The sequence below is a fragment of the Ligilactobacillus murinus DSM 20452 = NBRC 14221 genome (assembly GCF_001591685.1).
Taxonomy (GTDB): Bacteria; Bacillota; Bacilli; order Lactobacillales; family Lactobacillaceae; genus Ligilactobacillus; species Ligilactobacillus murinus.
The window spans coordinates 1-21,051 of sequence record NZ_BCVJ01000004.1 but is presented as its reverse complement, the minus strand read 5'-3'; the positions used below and the strand labels follow the sequence as shown (position 1 = coordinate 21,051).

Annotated in this window: 18 protein-coding genes; 12 read left to right on the top strand and 6 right to left on the bottom strand. The window is 36.4% G+C overall.

Annotation, left to right across the window (positions count from 1 at the left end; translation table 11 throughout):
* Positions 1–86: 86 nt before the first annotated feature.
* From LMU01S_RS01675 to parC, 6 genes are all read left to right on the top strand, one after another.
* Complete coding sequence (locus LMU01S_RS01675; protein ID WP_225354582.1) at positions 87–1,079, top strand: MFS transporter; 993 nt, start codon at positions 87–89, stop codon at positions 1,077–1,079.
* Positions 1,080–1,126: 47 nt separating this feature from the next.
* On the top strand, positions 1,127–1,360 hold the full coding sequence (locus LMU01S_RS10655) for a hypothetical protein (RefSeq protein ID WP_225354581.1): 234 nt from the start codon (positions 1,127–1,129) through the stop codon (positions 1,358–1,360).
* Between the two features lie 282 nt (positions 1,361–1,642).
* The gene (locus LMU01S_RS10400; protein WP_156470368.1) at positions 1,643–1,789 is read left to right on the top strand and encodes a hypothetical protein; all 147 of its coding nucleotides are present in this window, start codon (positions 1,643–1,645) and stop codon (positions 1,787–1,789) included.
* Between the two features lie 261 nt (positions 1,790–2,050).
* Positions 2,051–2,488 carry an 8-oxo-dGTP diphosphatase gene (locus LMU01S_RS01670; protein WP_004047702.1) on the top strand — a complete coding sequence of 146 codons (438 nt, stop codon included), beginning with the start codon at positions 2,051–2,053 and terminating at the stop codon, positions 2,486–2,488.
* Between the two features lie 66 nt (positions 2,489–2,554).
* Complete coding sequence (parE, locus tag LMU01S_RS01665; RefSeq protein WP_056960554.1) at positions 2,555–4,528, top strand: DNA topoisomerase IV subunit B; 1,974 nt, start codon at positions 2,555–2,557, stop codon at positions 4,526–4,528.
* Between the two features lie 17 nt (positions 4,529–4,545).
* The gene (parC, locus tag LMU01S_RS01660) at positions 4,546–6,981 is read left to right on the top strand and encodes a DNA topoisomerase IV subunit A (RefSeq protein ID WP_056960555.1); all 2,436 of its coding nucleotides are present in this window, start codon (positions 4,546–4,548) and stop codon (positions 6,979–6,981) included.
* A gap of 49 nt (positions 6,982–7,030) precedes the next feature.
* On the opposite strand, the gene LMU01S_RS01655 is transcribed toward parC, so the two are convergent.
* Positions 7,031–8,716, bottom strand: a complete 1,686-nt coding sequence (locus LMU01S_RS01655; RefSeq protein WP_056960558.1) for an NFACT RNA binding domain-containing protein — start codon at positions 8,714–8,716, stop codon at positions 7,031–7,033.
* A 222-nt stretch (positions 8,717–8,938) separates the two neighbouring features.
* Here LMU01S_RS01655 and LMU01S_RS01650 point away from each other — a divergent pair, with 222 nt between their 5' ends.
* The 4 genes from LMU01S_RS01650 to LMU01S_RS01635 all read left to right on the top strand — a co-directional run bounded on the left by LMU01S_RS01650 (position 8,939) and on the right by LMU01S_RS01635 (position 12,332).
* A complete protein-coding gene (locus LMU01S_RS01650; RefSeq protein ID WP_056960559.1) occupies positions 8,939–9,802 on the top strand; it encodes a DegV family protein in 864 nt (287 codons plus the stop codon).
* 62 nt (positions 9,803–9,864) lie between these two features.
* Positions 9,865–10,698, top strand: a complete 834-nt coding sequence (locus tag LMU01S_RS01645; protein ID WP_056960562.1) for a TIM barrel protein — start codon at positions 9,865–9,867, stop codon at positions 10,696–10,698.
* Entirely contained in the window at positions 10,685–11,266 is a 582-nt protein-coding gene (gene lepB, locus LMU01S_RS01640; protein WP_056960564.1) for a signal peptidase I, read from the top strand. Before LMU01S_RS01645 ends, lepB begins: the two co-directional genes overlap by 14 nt.
* Positions 11,267–11,369: 103 nt before the next feature.
* Positions 11,370–12,332, top strand: coding sequence for a S66 family peptidase (locus tag LMU01S_RS01635; protein ID WP_056960566.1), 963 nt, complete (start codon positions 11,370–11,372; stop codon positions 12,330–12,332).
* Between the two features lie 154 nt (positions 12,333–12,486).
* On the opposite strand, the gene LMU01S_RS01630 is transcribed toward LMU01S_RS01635, so the two are convergent.
* Both LMU01S_RS01630 and LMU01S_RS01620 read right to left on the bottom strand, forming a co-directional pair.
* Positions 12,487–13,122, bottom strand: coding sequence for a hypothetical protein (locus LMU01S_RS01630; protein WP_056960568.1), 636 nt, complete (start codon positions 13,120–13,122; stop codon positions 12,487–12,489).
* 507 nt (positions 13,123–13,629) lie between these two features.
* Positions 13,630–14,205 (bottom strand): tyrosine-type recombinase/integrase, encoded by a 576-nt coding sequence (locus LMU01S_RS01620; RefSeq protein WP_056960572.1) that lies wholly within the window; start codon positions 14,203–14,205, stop codon positions 13,630–13,632.
* A 325-nt stretch (positions 14,206–14,530) separates the two neighbouring features.
* Between LMU01S_RS01620 and relB the strand changes: the two genes are divergently transcribed.
* Both relB and LMU01S_RS01610 read left to right on the top strand, forming a co-directional pair.
* Positions 14,531–14,752 carry a type II toxin-antitoxin system RelB family antitoxin gene (gene relB / locus LMU01S_RS01615; protein ID WP_056960574.1) on the top strand — a complete coding sequence of 74 codons (222 nt, stop codon included), beginning with the start codon at positions 14,531–14,533 and terminating at the stop codon, positions 14,750–14,752.
* Positions 14,749–15,024, top strand: coding sequence for a type II toxin-antitoxin system RelE family toxin (locus LMU01S_RS01610; protein ID WP_056960576.1), 276 nt, complete (start codon positions 14,749–14,751; stop codon positions 15,022–15,024). The genes relB and LMU01S_RS01610 overlap by 4 nt, the downstream gene beginning before the upstream one ends.
* Positions 15,025–15,163: 139 nt before the next feature.
* Here the strand turns inward: LMU01S_RS01610 and LMU01S_RS01605 are convergent, their stop codons facing one another.
* From LMU01S_RS01605 to LMU01S_RS01595, 3 genes are all read right to left on the bottom strand, one after another.
* Positions 15,164–17,794 carry a DEAD/DEAH box helicase family protein gene (locus tag LMU01S_RS01605; protein WP_056960578.1) on the bottom strand — a complete coding sequence of 877 codons (2,631 nt, stop codon included), beginning with the start codon at positions 17,792–17,794 and terminating at the stop codon, positions 15,164–15,166.
* A 2-nt stretch (positions 17,795–17,796) separates the two neighbouring features.
* A complete protein-coding gene (locus LMU01S_RS01600) occupies positions 17,797–19,794 on the bottom strand; it encodes a site-specific DNA-methyltransferase (RefSeq protein ID WP_056960580.1) in 1,998 nt (665 codons plus the stop codon).
* A 242-nt stretch (positions 19,795–20,036) separates the two neighbouring features.
* On the bottom strand, positions 20,037–20,795 hold the full coding sequence (locus tag LMU01S_RS01595; protein ID WP_056960581.1) for a metallophosphoesterase family protein: 759 nt from the start codon (positions 20,793–20,795) through the stop codon (positions 20,037–20,039).
* Positions 20,796–21,051: the final 256 nt, after the last annotated feature.

The window sequence follows — 21,051 nt, the reverse complement described above, 5'->3', positions numbered from 1 at the left end:
TATCGCTTTGACGCTAGATCAGATGAAAGTTTCAATAATAGAAATGCAAGTATTCAATATTTTCAGGGGTTATTGGGGGGATAACTATGAATTTAAAAAGGGTGACAAATGCTAAATTGATCGTTGTTTTACGAAAAAAGAAACATGTGCGTTATTTGATATGTGCCAAGTTTGTCAATCGTATCGGAAGTGCACTATACAACTTGGCTTTATTGACCTTAGCTGCTAAACAAACATATAGTACTTTAGCGATCGCGCTTGTTAAATTATTTGAAAATTTGCCTGGTTTTTTTGATCCAATATTAGCATATCTGACCGACCGCGAAACACGAAGGCTTAAGAAAGCAGCTTGGCTTAACTTGTTTCAAGTCTTGATCTATTTTGTGATCGCTTTTTTGATGCTGCGTGTACAAATGCCACTAGCTTTATTTGTGCTGATCCTTTTTTCTAATGTGGCATCTGATAGTATTGATGGCTATATCAGCAATATGTTTGCTCCATTTTCGAAGACTTGGATCGATCACAGTGAACGGCGTGCGATCTCTTCTTTAGATATTGTTTTATTTAGTTTGAGCTTAGTTCTTGGTCAATTCTTAGGAGCAGCATGGCTAACTTTATTTCCTGGTCAGTTTTTTTCGCTTTCGTTGTTGAATGCCTTAACTTTTGCCCTAGGATTATTTTTTATTCGAAAGATCAAGTTCGATGATACGGTAAAAACTTTAAGAACAGTCAAAGAACATTTTTCGATCAAAGATTTTTTTAAAAAGATGAAACTTGCATATACGCATATGCAAGAGCGACATTTGCTAAAAATAGTTTGGCTGTTAGCGGAAAGTAAGATGATTTATGCTAGCTATCTGTTATTGCTAAACGTAGCCATGGCCTCAAATAATGAGCTACGCTTTGGTAGTTATGCGCAAACCTTGGCTATTTGGCAATTCATTTCATTTATCGGTCTGATTTTAGGGTCCTTTTTGCGGATCAGTTGGCTAGAAAAAATAAAGTATGACCAAATTATCATATTGATCAACATAACGAGTTTCTTAGCTATGATCAGCTGTTTTTTGAACTCTCGCTAGTCAATGTTTTAGTCTTAAAGTTGATCGGTACGCTTTTGAGTGGCTATATGGCCCCTAGATATTATACAGATCTCATTCAGCAGATCGACGAAGAACACTTGACGCGGGTCGAAAGTCTCAATAATTTTGTCTTGTTACTCGCTGCGCCATTTGGCACCTTACAAGCAACGATCTGCTTACAACTTTTTGGTTTAAGGCTGACCTGGTTACTTGAATTGGGGATTTTGGTGAGCTTTATGATAGGTAGAGAAATTGTGATATATCGCTCCAAAGATAAATAATTGGGTTTTCTGACGATTTCTTTGGTCTTGCATTTAAAGCCGTATATTAGCTTTAAATCTTCATTTCTTAATTATTGGTTCTTTTTTAAGGTGAAAAGTTAAGTTATGAGCAATTAATGATGCTGCAATTTCTATCCCTCATCTTGGCTACACTAAATTGTGTTTATCGCGGCCCGCTATTGACCGTCTTGCTCATCATATTAATTGCAACCATCATCATTAGTCCAAAAAATTGGTGAAGAGCATTTGACCAGGGCCGAGAGTTTGATGGGGTTCATCTTTATGTTGGCCGACACAAGTGGTTCGCTACTTGCCACTGCAACCTTGCAACTTTTTAGTTTAAAAAATTCATGGTTACTCGAACTAGGGATGTTAGTGGTCTTTATAACGGTTGGGGAATTTATGCTCTATAAAAATAAACGTCAATAATAGTTAGTGTGCTTAGTGGCAGCCAGCTGAGCACACTTTTTTATACCTAAAATTCAACTTCCGCAAATTAACATTAGCGGAAGTTGAAAGTTTTTTTAACGAAAAACATCCCCATTTTACTAATATTTGTGTATAATATAGAATATATGTTCGATAAAAGATATCGTTTGATATTTTGCGCTAAGATTGATAATCTATTAAGTAGAACATGAACGCTGCGTTTAAATGCGTTTCTCAGCGTTGTATAAAGGAGTGAATTTAATGGCACGAACAGAGACGATCGAACTCACCAATATGTGTTTATTACGCAACGGTGAACAAGTGCTAGTTGAAAACCGCCGTAAAAAGGAATGGCCGGGGATCACTTTTCCAGGTGGACATGTTGAGTTGGGTGAATCATTTCACCAAGCAATGATCCGGGAATTTTTTGAAGAAACGGGGCTGACTTTATTAGACCCCAAGCTTTGTGGAATCAAGCAATTTTTTGTCAATGAGACCCGCTACATAGTTTTGCTTTATCGCGCAACCAAATTTTCAGGTGACCTTAGATCATCAAGTGAAGGTGAGATCTTCTGGTTACCTGAACGCGATCTACTAAAGCAAGACCTAGCAAAGACTTTTGCTGAAATGTACAAAGTTTTTGCTGATGACACTTTATCCGAGATCTACCAAGTTCAAGATAACATTAATTTATATTGATAGTTATCCTTTTGATGCGGTAAGATAGATAACGTGACTTTTAAATTTGATAAAGGAAATGAATGTATGAGTAAAGTAAAATACGGTGATGACTCCATTCAAGTCTTAAAGGGCTTAGAAGCAGTTAGAAAACGGCCGGGGATGTATATTGGTTCCACTGATGGTCGCGGATTGCATCACTTAGTTTATGAAATTGTCGATAATGCAGTTGATGAAGCCTTATCTGGTTATGGTAAAGAGATCGATGTTACGATCCATCCCGATGATTCGATCACAGTCGTCGATTACGGGCGCGGGATGCCGGTTGGGATGCATGCCATGGGGATCCCAACGGTCGAAGTTATTTTCACAGTGTTACATGCTGGGGGAAAATTTGGTCAAGGCGACTATAAAACATCGGGTGGTCTTCATGGTGTGGGGGCTTCAGTTGTAAATGCACTATCTTCTAGCTTGACTGTCAATACAGTTCGTGATGGTGTTGAGTACGAAGAAGATTTTGAAAATGGTGGTCAACCAGTCGGAACACTTAAAAAATTAGGTAAAACAAAGAAAAACAGTGGAACTACAGTCACCTTTAAGCCTGATCCGGAGATCTTTTCAACAACAAAATTCAATTATGATACTTTAGCAGAAAGGCTACGTGAATCGGCCTTCTTATTAAAAGGTGTCAAGATCGTTTTGACTGATGAACGAACAGATACTCAAGATGTCTTCTTATTTGAAGACGGGATCAAAGAGTTTGTTTCCTATTTAAATGAAGATAAAGATACATTAGGCGATGTGATGTATTTTGAAGGACAAAAAGATGGCGTCGAAGTTGAAGTGGCTGGTCAATACAATGATGGTTACTCAGAAAATATCATGTCATTTGTTAATAATGTCCGCACTAAAGATGGTGGAACACATGAAGCAGGGATGAAAGCAGCTTGGACTAAAGCATTCAATGAATACGCTCGTAAAGTTGGCCTTTTAAAGGACAAGGATAAAAATCTTGAAGGTAGCGATGTTCGTGAAGGGCTTTCAGCCATCGTTTCTGTCCGCATTCCTGAAGAATTATTGCAATTTGAAGGACAAACAAAGGGTAAGTTGGGAACCCCTGAAGCTCGGACGATCGTTGATAACATTGTCAATGAGCAATTAAACTACTATTTGATGGAAAATGGCGATTTCGCTAAAGATCTTGTTAAAAAATCTATCAAAGCTAGAGAGGCTCGGGAAGCTGCTCGTAAAGCGCGAGATGAAAGTCGAAATGGCAAAAAACGGCATAAAAAAGATCGTTTACTTTCAGGTAAATTGACTCCTGCGCAATCACGTAACGCTAAACGCAATGAATTGTTCCTTGTCGAAGGTGATTCAGCTGGTGGGTCTGCTAAACAAGGACGTGACCGTAAATTCCAAGCGATCCTACCGTTACGTGGGAAAGTTTTGAATACACAAAAGGCTAAGTTGCAAGATATCTTGAAAAATGAAGAGATCAACACGATGATCTATACGATCGGTGCAGGTGTTGGTGCTGAATTTGAGCTTGAAGATGCCAACTATGACAAGATCATCATCATGACCGATGCCGATACTGACGGTGCCCACATCCAGACGCTATTATTGACTTTCTTCTATAAATACATGCGTCCAATGATCAATGCAGGGCGAGTATATATCGCTTTACCTCCATTATATAAGCTTCAAAAAAGTGTTAATAAAAAACTTCAAGTACGTTACGCTTGGACTGACGAGGAATTGGAAAAACAAGCTAAAGCGATCGGTAAGGGTTATACTTTACAACGCTTCAAAGGTCTCGGTGAAATGAATGCTGATCAACTTTGGGAAACAACGATGGATCCAAAAACAAGAACTTTGGTCAGAGTCAAGATCGATGATGATGCCCTAGCTGAAAAGCGGGTCACGACTTTGATGGGTGATAAAGTCGAGCCACGACGCAAATGGATCGAGAAAAATGTCCAGTTCACCTTAGAAGAAGATGGAAGCTTATTAGATACGACTTTAGCTAATAAAGCTCATGAAACAGAAGATAAAGCATAGTTAGGAGCAATTTGTAAATGTCTGAACAAAATATCCAAGAACTATCCTTGGAAGCCGTTATGGGTGAACGTTTTGGACGTTATTCTAAATACATCATCCAAGAGCGCGCCTTACCTGATATTCGGGATGGGTTAAAACCCGTGCAACGCCGGATCTTATTTGCAATGCACGAAGATAAAAATACATTCGATAAACCATTTAGAAAATCGGCTAAATCTGTGGGGAACGTGATGGGTAATTTCCATCCCCACGGCGATAGTTCGATCTACGAAGCGATGGTGCGTTTGAGTCAAGATTGGAAGTTACGCGAGCCGTTGATCGAAATGCACGGTAATAACGGTTCAATGGATGGCGATCCGCCTGCTGCGATGCGTTATACTGAAGCACGTCTGTCAATGATCGCTGCTGAAATGCTTAAAGATATCGATAAAAAGACAGTTGACATGGTCCTAAACTTCGATGATACGGAATATGAACCAACTGTTTTACCGGCTCGTTTTCCTAACTTATTGGTAAACGGTGCTACAGGGATCTCAGCAGGATACGCAACCGAGATCCCGACGCACAACTTAGATGAAACGATCCAAGCAACGATCTACTTGATGAAACACCCTGAAGCAAGCTTAGAAGAGTTGATGCAATTTATCAAGGGACCTGATTTCCCAACCGGTGGGATCTTGCAAGGTTTAGATGGGATCAAGAAAGCCTATGAAATTGGGCGTGGTCGTGCGATGTTGCGCGCCAAGACTGCGATCGAAGACCTTCGTGGTGGAAAATCTTCGCTCGTAGTCACTGAGATCCCTTATGAAGTTAATAAAGCCGTTTTAGTCAAAAAAATAGATGAGATCCGGTTACTCAAAAAAGTTGAAGGGATCGCTGAAGTTCGGGATGAAAGTGACCGTGACGGTTTACGGATCGTGATCGAGCTAAAGAAAAATGCCAATGCTGAAGGGATCTTGAATTATCTCTTCAAAAATACTGATCTCCAGATCTCCTATAACTTCAACATGGTCGCGATCGATCATATGCGCCCTAAACATGTTGGCTTAAAACAGATCTTAACTTCATATTTAGAGCATCAACGAGCAGTTACAACTAAACGGACTGAATTTGATCTAAATAAAGCTAAACAAAGAGAACATATCGTTATTGGGCTGATCAAAGCTTTATCGATCTTAGACCAAGTCATCAAAGTCATTCGTGCTTCTAAAAATCGTAAAGATGCTACCAAGAATTTAGTTCAACAGTTTGATTTCACTGAAAAACAAGCTGACGCGATCGTTGCCCTACAATTGTATCGGTTAACGAATACTGACGTGACTGAACTTGAAAACGAAGCATCTACTCTTAAAAAGGCGATCGCTAAATACGAAAAGATCTTAAGTGATCCTAAGGAATTAGATAAAGTCATTCGCCAAGAATTACAAACGATCGCCAAAAAGTACGCATCTCCACGTAAAACTGAGATCCAAGCTAAGATCGCCTCACTTAAGATCGAAACTGAAGTCTTAGTTGCTCAAGAAGATGTGATCGTTCAGATCTCACGTGAGGGTTATGTTAAACGCTCATCATTGCGTTCTTTCAATGCATCAGATGCTAATGATAATGGCTTACGCGAAGACGATGAACCAGTCCTCCAAACGACAGTCAACACGTTAGATCATCTCTTTATCTTTACCAACAAGGGAAATGTGATCTATCGTCCAGTTCACGAGATCACCGAAGCACGCTTTAAAGATACAGGGGAACATCTCTCACAAACGGTAGGTCTAGATGTAGATGAGCGTGTCATTTTTGCAAAAGTTTTCAAGAGTTTAGACGAACCAGGAAACTTTGTCTTTGCAACTAAAGAAGGCTTTATCAAGCAGACCGCACTAGTCGATCTAAAACCTGGTCGGACTTACAAGTCACGGGCTAGTCGTTATATCACACTCAAAACTCCAACTGATGAAGTTATTTCATTGTATTACACAACTGAAAACAAACAATTAGTCTGTGTATCTTATAATGGTTACGGTCTACGTTATGATCTAGCTGAAGTTCCAACAACAGGGGCACGAGCAGCGGGGGTCAAATGTATGGATCTACGTGATGATACTTTAGTGGCTGTCTTATTAGCCGATGAGCAAAGTGCACTTGGATTATTAACGACACGAGGATCATTTAAGAAGATGAAAGTCACTGAAATTCCAATGACCTCACGCGCTCGCCGGGGAGTACAGATCTTACGGGAACTAAAGAGCAAGCCACATCGAGTATTCACTGCATTTTTGATCGTACCTGATCAACGATTAGAAGTTACCACTGAGACTGAAAAAGTGATCACCGTTGAACCAAATACTCATAACTTTAATGAGCGCTATTCTAATGGGTCATATGTGTTTGATGCTAAGACCGAGGGTGAACCACAAAATATACGACTCTATACGTTAGAAAATACCGAAACTGAATAAGCAAAAAGAGTATGTTATCCAAATTGATAGCATACTCTTTTTGATATATCTAATTTTTTAGTTTAGCTACTAGTGCTTTGTCTGGCGTAACATAAAGGGTCTTTTGGCCTTCATAGATCACAAAACCTGGTTTAGCACCATTAGGCTTTCTGAGATGGCGAACTTGTACGTAATCGACAGGAACATTGGCTGAGCCACGAGCCTTAGAATAGTAGGCCGCTAGACTAGCTGCTTGCAGTAAGGTTTCTTGAGTCGGCTGGGAACTATGCACGATCACATGAGAGCCAGGGATGTCTTTTACGTGGAGCCAATAGTGGTTTTTTTGTGCTGTTTTTAACGACAAACGATCATTTTGCAAATTATTTTTCCCAATTGAGATCTCAGTCCCATCAGTAGCAACAAAGGTTTCTGGTTTGCTTAATTTTGGTTTACGCTTTTTTTGTTGCTTAGTTTGGGTCAGATAACCTGCCGTTTGTAATTCGAGTTCGATGTCATTTAGATCACTTGGCTGGGCTAGTTCTAATTGCATCTGTACACTTTCTAAATACGCGATCTCAGCTTTAGTTAAAGCTAATTGTTGCTCTATGTGCGCAACCGCATTTTTTAGTTTTTGGTATTTTTTGAAATACTTTTGTGAGTTTTGCGCTGGTGAAAGTTGGGGGGAGAGTGTGATTTTGACGGGCTTTTCACCATCATAATAATTAGGTAGCGTCACACTTGTCGCATTTGGCTTTACCTGATAAAGATAAGTCGTCAGCAATTCACCTTTGACCCGAAGATCATCGGCTTTATCCGTATTTTTGAGCTCCTTAGTCAATTTTTTGAGCTTAGTTTGGTTTTTAGACAATTCTTTTTTAACGATATGGATCAATTTTGCACCTTGGTGAAAAACACGATCACGTACTGCTTTTTCTTGATAGTAGCTATCAAGCATCTCACTTAAAGTCGCAAATTCTTGTTGTGTCGTATGGTGTGTAAAAATATCAAAGGCTAGCTTATTTTTTTCGGTAAAGATATTAGCTTTCGGATGCTTAGTTTGTTCTAAAAAGGCGTTAAAACTAGTGCTTAGGTCACGCCCTTTATGAAGCATCTTAGCTAATTGTAGAGCGCTTTGCCGCGATAGTCCTTGATACGTCTTGACAAGTTGCATAGCTAAGACTTCTCGATTCGGGTAATCTTTAACTAACTCTAAATAAAGCTTATCTTGATCTGAAAAAGGATCGCGTTTAGTTTGGGCAGGGGGATTCTTATAGGTAGCCCCGGGTAATAGCGTCCGATAACGATTTTGATCCATCCCGACATGCTTTACCGTATCTAAGATCTTATTAGTCTCTTGTTCTACTAAGATGATATTGCTATAACGTCCCATGATCTCAACACTTAAGATCAACGGTAACCGATCACCAAGTTCATTTCGAGTCATAAAATAGAAATTGAGAACCCGATCACAATTCAATTGCTCAAGTTTTACTAGCTTAGCACCTTCTAAATACTTACGTAAGACCATCGTAAAATTAGTTGGGATAGGGGGATTGGTATACGGGATCTCAGTGACCTGAACACGCGCATAATTGGGATGGGCTGATAATAAAACAGGATAATTATGGCGATTTTGGCGAATCGTTAGGATGACTTCATTGGCGTAAGGTTGCGAGATCTTCATCACGCGACCATCTAAGAGAAGCTCATTTAATTCGTTAGCCATTGCACGGGTAAAAATACCATCAAATGCCATGTTAAAAGCCTCCTTTAAAAAGTTTCACTTAATATTGTAGCCTTTATTTCAAAAAAGAGCAAAGTTATCTGTGTAAAGTTTGTTATCTAATGATATAATTTATTCTTAAAACTTGTCTAAAAGTGGCTTGTTGAACGCGCACGAGTAAGAACTGTGCTAGTAACTAGCTTATTTGTGTGTTATGATAGGATTTGCAATAATAATTAAAGTAGGTGTAATTTTATGAAAATAGCTGTTGTTACCGACAGTACAGCCTATCTAAGCGCGGAACAGATCAAAGAAAATGATATCCATATCGTTCCTATCCCGTTTATTCTCGATGGTAAAAGCTATGATGAAGGTATTGATATTACTACTGAAGAATTTTATGAAAAGTTACGGACTTCGGAAACTTTCCCTAGTACCTCACAACCACCGATCGGCAAATTGATCGAACTTTATGAGTCCTTAGGTGACCAAGGCTATGATGCTGTGATCAGTATCCACTTAGCCAGTACGATCTCTGGGTTAGTTCAAACTTTGGAAACAGTCAAAGATACGGTCAATAATATCCAAGTTGTACCTGTAGATTCGGAGATCACAGTTCTGTTGATGGGTTACTTAGCGATCGAAGCGGCTCGAATGGCCAAACAAGGGAAAAATTTAGATGAGATCTTAGCTCGTTTAGATCATTTAAAGAAAACGATCAACGAATATTTTGTCGTTGATGATCTTCAAAACTTAGTGCGTGGTGGTCGACTATCTAACGCTGCAGCTTTTGTCGGCAGTGTACTTAAGATCAAACCGATCTTGACTTTTGATGATGAGACTGACAAGATCGTAGCTTTCGATAAAGTTCGTTCATCTAAACGCGCTTTAAAACGTGTTGAAGATCTATTTGAAGAAGATACAAAAGATCTAACTTATCCGATCAAAATGATCGTGATCCATGCTAACAACGAAGCAGCGGCTAAAGAATGGCAAGCTAAACTTGCTAAAAAATATCCAAACAATTCGATCGAGATCAGCTATTTTGGTCCCGTCATCGGAACTCATTTAGGCGAAAATGCACTCGCCCTTGGTTGGATGGAAGATATCGATAAATAATATATGTTTTAAACTGGATCGGTAGTATGACCTATCCAGTTTTTTGAGGAGGAACTGATTTTATGAAAAAAATCGATCTAGGCTTGAAAGCTAGTTCTGACCCTGAACAGATCAAGGATCGACTACAATATCAGCCCAATGTTTTTGAATTCTATACCGCTGAAAATGACTTTACTGGGGATGGACTGAAACGTTTGGCCTATGGTATCGATCAAGTCAAAGATGCGGGGATAAACCATATCGTATTACATCATCCCATGCGTTACCGTGAGTATTTTACCGAACTTTTGACACCTGAAGCTAAATTACCAGAGCTGTATCGATTTATTGAGCAAAGTTCCTTAGATTTGTTACAATTAGCTTATGACAAAAATGTTCAAGTATTGATCCATGGATCTTATTCGCGCCAAACGGCTGAATTTCTCAGTTTATATCCTAATTTAGAACATGCTGAAGAATACGTTTTTAAGCGCTTAGACCATTTTAAAGATCTTGGTAAAGAGCATGTAATGTTTGAAAATTCGATCTCACCAGTATTTTACTATGGGGATGAAACGCTAGATGCTAAGATATTAGCTCATGATTATCGTTTAGCATTTGATACATCGCATTGCTTTATCAAATGGCAGGGGGATAATGCTAAATTAATGACCGCCTTAGCTCGTTTGAAGCAAAATATCGTTCATTATCATTTAGTTGACTCGTTGGGTAAAACACATGATAGCTTAGAACTTGGTAAGGGCAAGATCGTTTGGAAAAATGTTTTACCTTTACTGAATGAAGATGCGACCAACATCTTTGAGATCGTCTTAAAAGATCAGACTGATGCTTTAGAACAAGTTAATAGCTTTAATTACTTAAAAACGTTGGAGGAAAAATTAGATGTCAACATTTAAAAATATTATGGGTTGGATCTGGCCTGTTGTTATCGGACTGCTTATCGCGCTTTTGATCGATATGTTCCTATCATTTGTCAAAGTCGATGGCTTGTCGATGTATCCTAATCTCCAAAATAACGAACGCGTGATCATGTTAAAACATGCTAAGATAAAACGTGATACCGTCGTTGTTTTCAATGCTAAGGGCGTTGACGATCGTGCTGGCATAAGCGATAGTACCAAATACGTCAAGCGCGTTATCGGTTTGCCTGGTGATAAGATCGAATACAAAAATGATGGTAAACTCTATGTTAACGGAAAATTCCAATCTCAAGGATATATCACTACTGAGCAACAAAAAGAAGGAACTTTATCGATCTCAAATGCCGAAGATAAGGGTGTGACTCTTGGTACTGGACGCTCATTTACAGTTCCTAAAGATGAATATTTTGTTTTAGGTGATAATCGTGAAGTTTCCAATGACAGTCGTTCCTATGGCTTTGTACCACGTTCTAAGATCTTAGGCGTTGTCAAAGTTCCATTTTGGAATAATGCACACGAATATATCAATTCATATGGTGATTAATTAATATCGACCCAAAGTCAAGTGGCTTAGGGTCGATATTTTTTATTTTATGCAATTTGTATGCTAAAATTTGTTCAATATCTTTTAGAAAGTAGGGATGTTTATGTTGATACCCGCACGATTGAAACAAAATGATGAGATCAGGATCATTGCACCTAGTCGTACTCTTGATTGTGTCGGTGGTTTTGCCGCTAATCAAACAGCACAAGAAAAATTAACACAGCTGGGCTTTAAGGTCACTTTTGGTAACCATGTATCAGGGATGACTTTAGATGGCACTAATAGCATTTCTGAGCGGATAGATGATATTCATGCTGCATTTAGCGATCCTAATGTCAAAACGATCCAAACAGTGATCGGTGGTTTTACATCAAATGAGTTATTACCATACCTAGATTTTGATCTGATAGCCAATAATCCCAAGATCATCTGTGGTTTTTCAGATTTCACAGCGCTTGCTAATGCGATCACAGCTAAAACAGGGCTAGTTACCTATTATGGACCCGCTTACATAACGTTGAAAATGCTAGATAAGGCAGGGGCTTATCAAGATAACGCTTTTATGCAAGCACTGACCCAAAAACATTACGAGCTTCGACCATCACAGACATGGTCAAGCGATGAGTGGTTTTTATCTGACAGCAAGCGGACATTTTACCCAACGGCTTGGAAAGTTTATACCTCAGGGCGTGTCCATGGTCAGACAGTTGGCGGTAATGTCAACACGTTGTTTTTGTTAGCTGGAACACCATACCAACCAGATTTTGAGGATAAGATAATTTTGCTCGAATTTGCAGATGATGGTGAAACTTGGCTAGATTTTTCTAGGTTGTTGGCTCAAGTATTACAACTAGCTAAACGACCACGGGCGCTTTTATTAGGGCGTTTTCCCAAAACATCTCAGATGACAGAGCAACGATTGTTATATATCTTGGATAAATTTCCGATCCTAAAAGAGATACCCGTAATGTATGATCTAGATTTTGGACATACCCAGCCAATATTTACGATTCCGCTAGGTCAAGAAGTCTGGCTCGATACTGATGAGCTAGTGATCAAAGTCTAGCTAAAATAAACAGTTATGTATATAATACTAACTGTTTATTTTAGCTACCAAAACTACTTTTTATAATGTATATTATGTAAACTAGGACTAGGACGGTGAATGTCAATAATAAGTTCAACAAAAAAACGACCCTACTCTTCAGGTCGGCTACATATTATTCAAATGTAATTTCTGCATCAATAGTTAAGCTTGAATCACTAGATGTATGAGATTTATAATGCTGTTGTACATATAGATTTCTAAACGAGTCATAGTCAACATTTTCGTTTTTTATTAACGTAAGATACTTATTGTCATAATAATTATTAGTATCATTCAATAAACCCACTTCTACACTTCCGTCTTGATCTAAACAATAAATTACGTTAACTAGATTGGGATCTTTAGTATTATCAAAATTGAATTTAAAATATCCATCTTTGTTCGACACGGTAGATTCATAAACATTATCAGGATTACCAGATGTTGCAGCGTAAATTTCTAAATTCACTTTTTTATTAGGCGCTGTCTTCCCTTCTATAGTAATTGTACCATCGTCTTGTGGCATAATTTTATTATCAGGAGCATTGTAAACCTCTATTGGATCAACCTTTACAGAACTACTACTTGCCTCTTTTTTACTAGCATTTTCCTTACTACTTACTCCAGCTGTAATATCGCTATCTGTGTCGCTATTACTATATATAATTGCACTTGAGACTATAGCAATCACCACTAATATACCTAAAATAATCAGTATAATTGATCTTGTTTTACGTCTTACTTCATCATTTGTGGGCTTATTTTCCACTATTTATTCCAACTTTCTCTCTAACTCTTTCAATTGTTCAGCTCGAATGTATGAACTCGAGCTGAACGTCCTTTGCAGTCCACATAGCGCTACCTGGGATCTTATCTACGTCATGAACAGTATCGAATCCTAAATAGCTGCTACTGTAGGTGTTATTATTACATTTTATGTAACCACTGAAACTAAATCGACCATGCACATCTAAGCCCCAGTATAGTTTATTATCCACTTCTTCTGGCAAATTTGGTCTTTCAATATAACCATTCAATGAAAACTCTGATTTAAGTATAATATAACGCAATCCTTCAACTACACCATCTTAAAGAATATCATTTACAGAAATATCCTTAACCAACTGCATGTTTAATTACCAAAAACAATTTAGATATTGAATGCTACCTTGAGATATACATAGGTCAGCATTATCAAAAATCCGATCCAAAACAAGCTGAACAGACAGCCCATGAAATTCGTGAATGACTCTATAATTCCATAAAAAAAATCGCATTAAATATCACCACCTTTGATTCCAATACGGAAACCTTTCAGACTAGATTTAGCTTCATCATCTGTGATTCCAATATAGCGTTTTGTGATTTTTTCGCTACTATGATTAAACAGATACATTAAAGTAGCTATATCATGGGTTTTTAGGTAATAAAAACGTCCATAGGTTTTTCTTAAAGTGTGGCAACCTATGTCGTCTCTTCCTAGGTTGCGACCTATTTTAGTGTACAGTTTATATACTGCATTGACCGATAAGTGCCCGCCTTTTCTGGAAGGGAAAAGATAATCATCATCATCCATACCCTTTATGTAATTTTGAATGACGTCTTGTATACCATCTAAGAATAGACGTTTCTTTTTTCCTGTTTTCTTTTCGGTTATGATCGGTTCGGGTTTGTTTATATCCCCTACTTTAAGTCCAACAATATCAGACATGCGTAATCCTGTATTCAATCCAAATTGGAATAGGAAAACGTCACGTTTGTGATTTTTGGTTCTCCGAAGAAAAAATAAGAAATCATCGATCTCAGTTTCACTTCGGAACGGTTGAACATTGTAGGTAGATTTTCTTGTCATAATTTTTCACTATCCTCTAAATTATATAAAATATTTTAACTATATCATCTCAATTCCAATTCCTTATTACACTTATATATTAATATAATTAGGAATTGAATACTATAGATAATTCAAAATATTATTAAATAAGGGTTTTTAATTCCATATTTTATGTAAAATATGGAACTAGAATATCGATGAAAAATATATACTATCATTTTAAATGGAATACACTTTTTAAATATTAGCAATTAATATATTTTGAATATAGATATGCAAAAGCAAAAGTACCACAATGTAATACATTTATGATACAATATCTATAGAAAGCGAGGTTAAAAAAATGTCTACTATTAGTATCAGGCTAAACCAACAAGAAGAAGAACTTTTTAAAGGATATGCAGAACTTACTGGAGAAAACTTATCTACTCTCTTCAAAGAAGCTCTTAAAAAAAGCATTGATGATGAATACGATCTTCAGATATACAAAGAAGCATATAAAGAGTATCAGCAAGATCCAGTAACTATCTCACATGCTGATTTTAAAAAGGAGTTAGGTCTTTGAAAGAATACCATGTTGAATACTCAAAAAGAGCACAGAAACAAATCAAGAAATTAGATAGACAGATTCAACGGTTGCTATTTGCCTGGATAGATAAAAATCTTGAAGGCGTATCTGACCCACGTGTCCATGGTAAGGGCTTAACTGGAAATCACGCTCGTGAGTGGCGCTACAGAATTGGAAACTATCGCCTCTTATGTGATATTCAAGATGATAGAATGATTATCCTAGCTTTGGAATTTGGACACAGAAGATCTGTTTATAACAAAAAATAACACCACCCTATTTTCGGAGTGGTGTTATTTTTTATTCTAGTCTAGTTTCATTTTCTAATTTAGCAAAGCAATCGTGATGCTTATGATGTAAATACTATCAAACTGATTAACCAATTTGAAAACAAGATACAGGTGTTAACTATTCTTGTTTCAGAATCTCTTTTATACTGGTTTCTACTTCGTTACCTTTACCGTATCTAAAGAACTTCACGCCATACAATCGTGCATTATCATTTTCACCAATAAATTCAATATTTTCTGGTTTTATTTTATTAAGTAACCGCCCCTTCCAACTATCTCTTTCGATTAAATGTTCACCTTTAGGCTCAATAAACAACTGATAAGTAACCTGCCCATCGTTTAGATAAAGTAGAAAATCGGGCATAAACCCTTCGTAATGTGAAACCTCGTTACTATTATCACTGTTAAAATCATACAGTTTAAGCTTATTAATGGTCTCTTCATTACGAATTAAGAAAACCTCTTCGTAGTCTTTCTTAAGTTCAATGACTAAGCCTCTAACTAGTTCTATTAAACTCTTTTCTAGACCGTCTACAATAGCTTGGTCATATACAAACCAATCGTCTTTATTCATTGGTTCAGGCTTAACTATACTTTGCATACCTGTATTATTATTAGAAACACGTTTAGTGTAGTCAATAACAACATCTTTTAGAGGAACTGACTCAAATCTATTGGTACCTCGCTTCTTCAGATAGTTTTTCTTAATAGCGCTCTTGACTTGTGATAACGCTCGATCCACCACTGTTAATTTAAAATTATTGTCTTGCGAAGAGTTTAACCTATTATAAGGCACGGTTGCATTTATTCGTAAGTTTCCCAACCATTTTTTGGATACCATGAATTCATTCAATGACTTTAGATTGGGAATCCACTTGGCTAACTCAGCAAATCTAAAGAATTTATCTCTAGACATCGCCTTCTTCAATAGGCGTAAATCACTTGATTTAGAAAAATCAGCAATGATTACCTCGCGACTGCTTGCTTCACCAATTTTGCTTTCTTGGTTTCTGCTGTGTTCCAAAATACTATCATTCATATCTATAGTTATCACATTACGATCAAAACCATAGCTTCCAAGATTGTTATAAGCTGATTCTGGAACGTCTTCTAACTGGTTATGCCACAACTTACCGTACTTATAGGCTTTTGACTTCTTAAAACTATCCTTTACGGCAGCGGTATAAACGGTATAATCATTATCGTTGTCGCTCTCAGATACTAAGTTCATCTTATCAAATGACTTGAGCAGATTATTGATATACTTAACATCATTAATAGTGTGATAGAAAAGAGATTCCAATAATTCTAGATCTGGATTACTCCTGTCAAAACGTCTTGTATATGACCTTTCGCCTTTATACATGAATGGATTATATCTAGCACCACGACCTATTAACTGTGCCTCACTATTCGTTTGACTAGTTGTAACAGGTTGTTCACCAATTCTGACAATGTCATACAGGTTTAAAACGTCCCAACCTTCAGTAAGTTTAGCAACAGCAAAGATTACTCTAAGAGGGTTATTTACATCTTCCAAGGTATTCAAGTTGTTAAAGTCATTCTTATCTCCAAGAACCCCTTCTCTAGCTGTATCATTAACATTGATTGTCGTTAATGGTTTAAAATCTCGTTTTAATTCGACTACCGTTTCAGCAAAATTTTGCTTCATCCAATAACCGTAGACCCTCCTCAAGGTTGTACTATGATTGACACTGTTTTGCTCAGCCAGAAAATCCGCAATCTTTTCAGCACTCAAATCATCGATCATTTTCAAAAAATCATCTTTAGCTTGTGTTGAGTTCGCTACACGATTTGACTTAAATAAAATGACAGGTTTAAAGTTTTCAATTCCTTCTCTTCGTGCAATTCGTTTACGATATTGACTCAATAAAACAGCATTAAGCATTTTTACACTATCTTCATTCTGAGCCTCTAAGCGGTATACGTTTTTCGAATACCCGTCATTCATAAACCTATCTAAGTCGTACTTATATACTATCTTGTCTTTATACTTCTCATAGATAAGCTCTTTACCAATATCTATAGTAGCTGTAAATTCAAATTGTCTATTGTCTGGGTTTGAATTTCTGATCTTATTAAGCAATATTTCCCATGATCTTTCTTCAACCTTTTGAGACTTTGTACTTGCGTTAAAGTGGTGTGCCTCATCAGCTAATACTACAAGCTTGTTCTTTTCTAGCTCTTCATACGTCAAACCATTTTCTCTAGCGCTACCCAATTCATTCGCTAATGATTGAATTGTAGTAAGTTTCAGGTATATAACGCCAGGTTCTTGAATTACGGGGAATCTATTTACTGACTTGATCTCTATTCTTTGCCCGTCAATACTAATTGGAGTATTAAATAGGTACTTAGGAGAATTATCGTTTAAGAAGTTCTCTTTTGTCTTTGATACTACGGCATTAGTATTTGCTACGAAAAGAAAGTTTTGATACCCATATTCAACATACATATATAAGATAACCGCAGCCATAGTATCTGTTTTACCAGAACCTGTAGCCATGTTGAATAGTAGCTGTTTATAGTCTTTATCTCTAGTTTGTGTATAGTTCAAAGCATATAATGCTTGCGCTTGATAGGGTCTCAAACTATGTTTCATATTATCTTTAATGTAGTCACCAACTTTATAATCAAGCGCCTCATCTGTTTCTAGTAAACTTGTTTGTTGAAAATCTCTAATCTCTTTTAGTAGAGGTAGTTCTTTGAGTTGTTTCTTCTTCGCCATGACTACTCACCTTCCTCACCATAAAAGGATTTGTTAAAGTGGTAGTCAGAATCTGAAAGCAAATCTCTTACATTTTCATCATCAATATTGGCATAGTTATAGTAAAGTTGATTTTTATCTAAAATTCTAACAAGCTCTCTTCGCCTATCGTCCAAGCTAGTAAATTGCTCTATTTCTTTTTCAAATTTATCAAGGTCAAGTCTGAAATCAATATCAGCATTTTCTTTCATTCGTCCATATACCGACATAAGTTCAGGAACTGTTTGCGCTTTTTGCAAATCGTTCAAGTAACCTTGATTCTTTTCCATTAATTCTGTGTAAACGAACGAACCTCCTCCTTGCCAATCAACCTCTGATGAAATTCCTGTCTTATCACCATTTACTACATTTACTAGTCTTTTAACAGAAATGTTATCTATATAATCCATTTGTTCTATGCCTAAAAAGAGTCTATCTAATTTCATTGCAACAGCTAATGTTGTTGCTGAACCACTGAAAAAGTCAAGAACCAAATCACCTTTCTTAGTAAACATTTCAATCAACCGTCTCATTAATTTTTCAGGTTTTTTAGCTGTTGGAAATTTTATTCCTCCTTCATCTGAAAAGCCTCCTGAAGTAGAAATGTCTGTCCATAAATCTCCTACATGCTCTTTCAAATTATTATTTGCAAAAACGATTTCTACCCTTGTATCTTTACCAAAGTCCTTATCTGTTCTAAACAAAACTATTCCACCCTGTTTCGCCTTTATAGATGATACATCACCTTTCCAAAATGGAGTAGTTCTTGATAACAATCTATCTAATCCTGTATTTTGTTTATCAGCTACAATTCTCCATGAGTTATTTTGTAGCCATTTTAAATCTTTTTTCTTATCAGGATATTCTTTTGATATAGTTGAAAGCCTTGCTTTTTCAATAATTGCTCTAGTATTTTCCAAATTACCATTTTTTAATTCTTTATCTAGTAAGACTCTATCTTCTTCCGTAAAATTCATGAGAATTTTTGAATATTCTTTATCCCAACCATCTTTTGGTTTATATGGTTGAATATTAATTTTTAAGGTATCCTTCTTATATATAAGAATAGAATCCTTTAATTTAGGTATACTTGACGAAATATTGGCCATTTTTGGCCCACTTGCCGTGCTCATTTTAACAGTTATTTCTGATACATAGTTTTCATATCCAAATATTTCATCCATTAATACACGTATATAAGAATTTTCATGATAATCAGTTTGTATTGCTATAACGCCATCATCCGTTAAAAGTTTCTTAGCAATTATTAACCTATTAGACATAAAAGTTAACCACGAAGCATGGCTAAATCGATCATTATACATAAATGAATCATTTCCTGTATTATATGGTGGATCGATATATATAAACTTTACTTTTCCTATATAACGTTTTTTTAAACTATGTAATGCAATTAAGTTATTCCCCTTAATAATTAAATTATCGTCATCAGATATAGAGGTGATGTTCGCTCCCCCCGAACTATCGAATTTTTTAGCATTTACTAAAATTTTTGGTTCAAGCAATTCATCAATTTCAGTTTTAGCGATCACTTCATTTAAAAATGGTTCATCGGCATCAGCTGAATTTTCCAAATCTTCTTTACTCATGCCTGCCTTTAAAACAGTATCTTTAAACGGAAAATCTAAAACCACATCAGCTGACTCATCAATAAACTTCCCACCTGCTGTTAAACCTATTTTATTTGAATATTTGGTATAGCTATCTTCCCAATAACTCTTAAACTCAAGCATTTCAATGAATTGATTAAGCTTGAATACTTCAACGCCTGCAATCTTTTCGGTATATGAATCATGTATCAATTCATCTGATAATAATGCCGTCATTAAGTCACGATCGTATTTATCCAGATCCTCAATAACATTATTACGTTTTAAAACACCTGTATCTGTTATATACTTATTATCAAATTGTTCAAGCACAGAACGTATATGTTCTAATCCCTTTGGTTCTACTGACATTTTTGTTCTCCTTAATTATGTTTACCACTTTATTATAACCTAACATGTTTATAGTAAAAAGAACCAACATATACTTTTAGATTATATAAAAAGAGACCCACCGGAATACTATGATCCTAGTAAGTCTCCTACTCGCTTTGAGTTAAATTCAAAATTTGTGCGCTGAGAGGCGTCTTTATTTACACCGTTCAGCTGATTAGGATATTGTTGATCGTTCAATACAACCACTTAAATAAAAAAACTTAGATTGAATTGTCTTTATTCGCAATTTGTTCCAACAACCAGTCATCATGGCACTTTTCCAAGTCCTTTAATTGATTATTGAGACTTATAAAAGCATAACTGTTACGTCTAATAGAAAACAATATTTCGTTCTCACATTTAGCAATATAGATCAATTCATCAAGTGTTCTGGGTGTATAATTCATATATGGCATCATACACCCTACGTTTAATGATAGGTTTTTATTAATGGAGCCTTTATGATCTATGCGAGCAAGTTTTGAAAGTTGAAAAAACGTCTCTTCTCGAGAGTTATGAACATGCCCATACAAATGAATGGTTCGTTTATTGTTTGAGTTAAAAGTATTCTTGTTTGCCAACATTGGATAGTGGCTTAATATAACTTCCCAACCATTAATTTTAAGCACTTCAGTATCTTTATAGGACAGAAGTTGAATGATTGATTCATTTTCACAATGGTGTAGCATTCTTGTAAGCCATTCACCACGCATTTGCTCAACAGTTTCTTCATGGTTGCCTATAATATAATATTTCTTACCATTTAATTGTGACAAGATACCCTCAGCTTTTTCTACGGAAATACTCTTGTGAAACATATCACCTAGAATATAAACCTTATCATTATTCGATACTCGCCCATTCCACCTTTGAATCATTGTCTTCCCCATCTCATCAAGTGTCTCAAATGGTCGCTTATCATATTTACTCATAACACTTTGATCTCCAAAGTGCATATCTGAAATAAAATAAATTATCATATTTCCCTCCACTATTTTTTATATCCAATTGAACGTCAAACTTTATTATGGGTCTCTTTCACATTCGTAACAACAATAGTAATTATCACTTTTTCGTTAGCTCGTCTAAATATGCCATATTTGCAAGGAGCTAGGGTGAATTAGCTTAGCATATTTTCTATAACAGAATGATAATCACCATTATTATTTACGATTTTGTGCTGAGAGACGTTTTTATTTGCAGCGTTCGTATATTAAGATAATAAATCGCAGTTTA

Excerpts from the sequence above, each read along its gene's own strand:
- LMU01S_RS01675 (WP_225354582.1), top strand. The coding sequence starts at position 87 with ATGAATTTAAAAAGGGTGACAAATGCTAAATTGATCGTTGTTTTACGA.
- LMU01S_RS10655 (WP_225354581.1), top strand. The coding sequence starts at position 1,127 with ATGGCCCCTAGATATTATACAGATCTCATTCAGCAGATCGACGAAGAA.
- LMU01S_RS10400 (WP_156470368.1), top strand. The coding sequence starts at position 1,643 with ATGTTGGCCGACACAAGTGGTTCGCTACTTGCCACTGCAACCTTGCAA.
- LMU01S_RS01670 (WP_004047702.1), top strand. The coding sequence starts at position 2,051 with ATGGCACGAACAGAGACGATCGAACTCACCAATATGTGTTTATTACGC.
- parE (WP_056960554.1), top strand. The coding sequence starts at position 2,555 with ATGAGTAAAGTAAAATACGGTGATGACTCCATTCAAGTCTTAAAGGGC.
- parC (WP_056960555.1), top strand. The coding sequence starts at position 4,546 with ATGTCTGAACAAAATATCCAAGAACTATCCTTGGAAGCCGTTATGGGT.
- LMU01S_RS01655 (WP_056960558.1), bottom strand. The coding sequence starts at position 8,716 with ATGGCATTTGATGGTATTTTTACCCGTGCAATGGCTAACGAATTAAAT.
- LMU01S_RS01650 (WP_056960559.1), top strand. The coding sequence starts at position 8,939 with ATGAAAATAGCTGTTGTTACCGACAGTACAGCCTATCTAAGCGCGGAA.
- LMU01S_RS01645 (WP_056960562.1), top strand. The coding sequence starts at position 9,865 with ATGAAAAAAATCGATCTAGGCTTGAAAGCTAGTTCTGACCCTGAACAG.
- lepB (WP_056960564.1), top strand. The coding sequence starts at position 10,685 with ATGTCAACATTTAAAAATATTATGGGTTGGATCTGGCCTGTTGTTATC.
- LMU01S_RS01635 (WP_056960566.1), top strand. The coding sequence starts at position 11,370 with ATGTTGATACCCGCACGATTGAAACAAAATGATGAGATCAGGATCATT.
- LMU01S_RS01620 (WP_056960572.1), bottom strand. The coding sequence starts at position 14,205 with ATGACAAGAAAATCTACCTACAATGTTCAACCGTTCCGAAGTGAAACT.
- relB (WP_056960574.1), top strand. The coding sequence starts at position 14,531 with ATGTCTACTATTAGTATCAGGCTAAACCAACAAGAAGAAGAACTTTTT.
- LMU01S_RS01605 (WP_056960578.1), bottom strand. The coding sequence starts at position 17,794 with ATGGCGAAGAAGAAACAACTCAAAGAACTACCTCTACTAAAAGAGATT.
- LMU01S_RS01600 (WP_056960580.1), bottom strand. The coding sequence starts at position 19,794 with ATGTCAGTAGAACCAAAGGGATTAGAACATATACGTTCTGTGCTTGAA.
- LMU01S_RS01595 (WP_056960581.1), bottom strand. The coding sequence starts at position 20,795 with ATGATAATTTATTTTATTTCAGATATGCACTTTGGAGATCAAAGTGTT.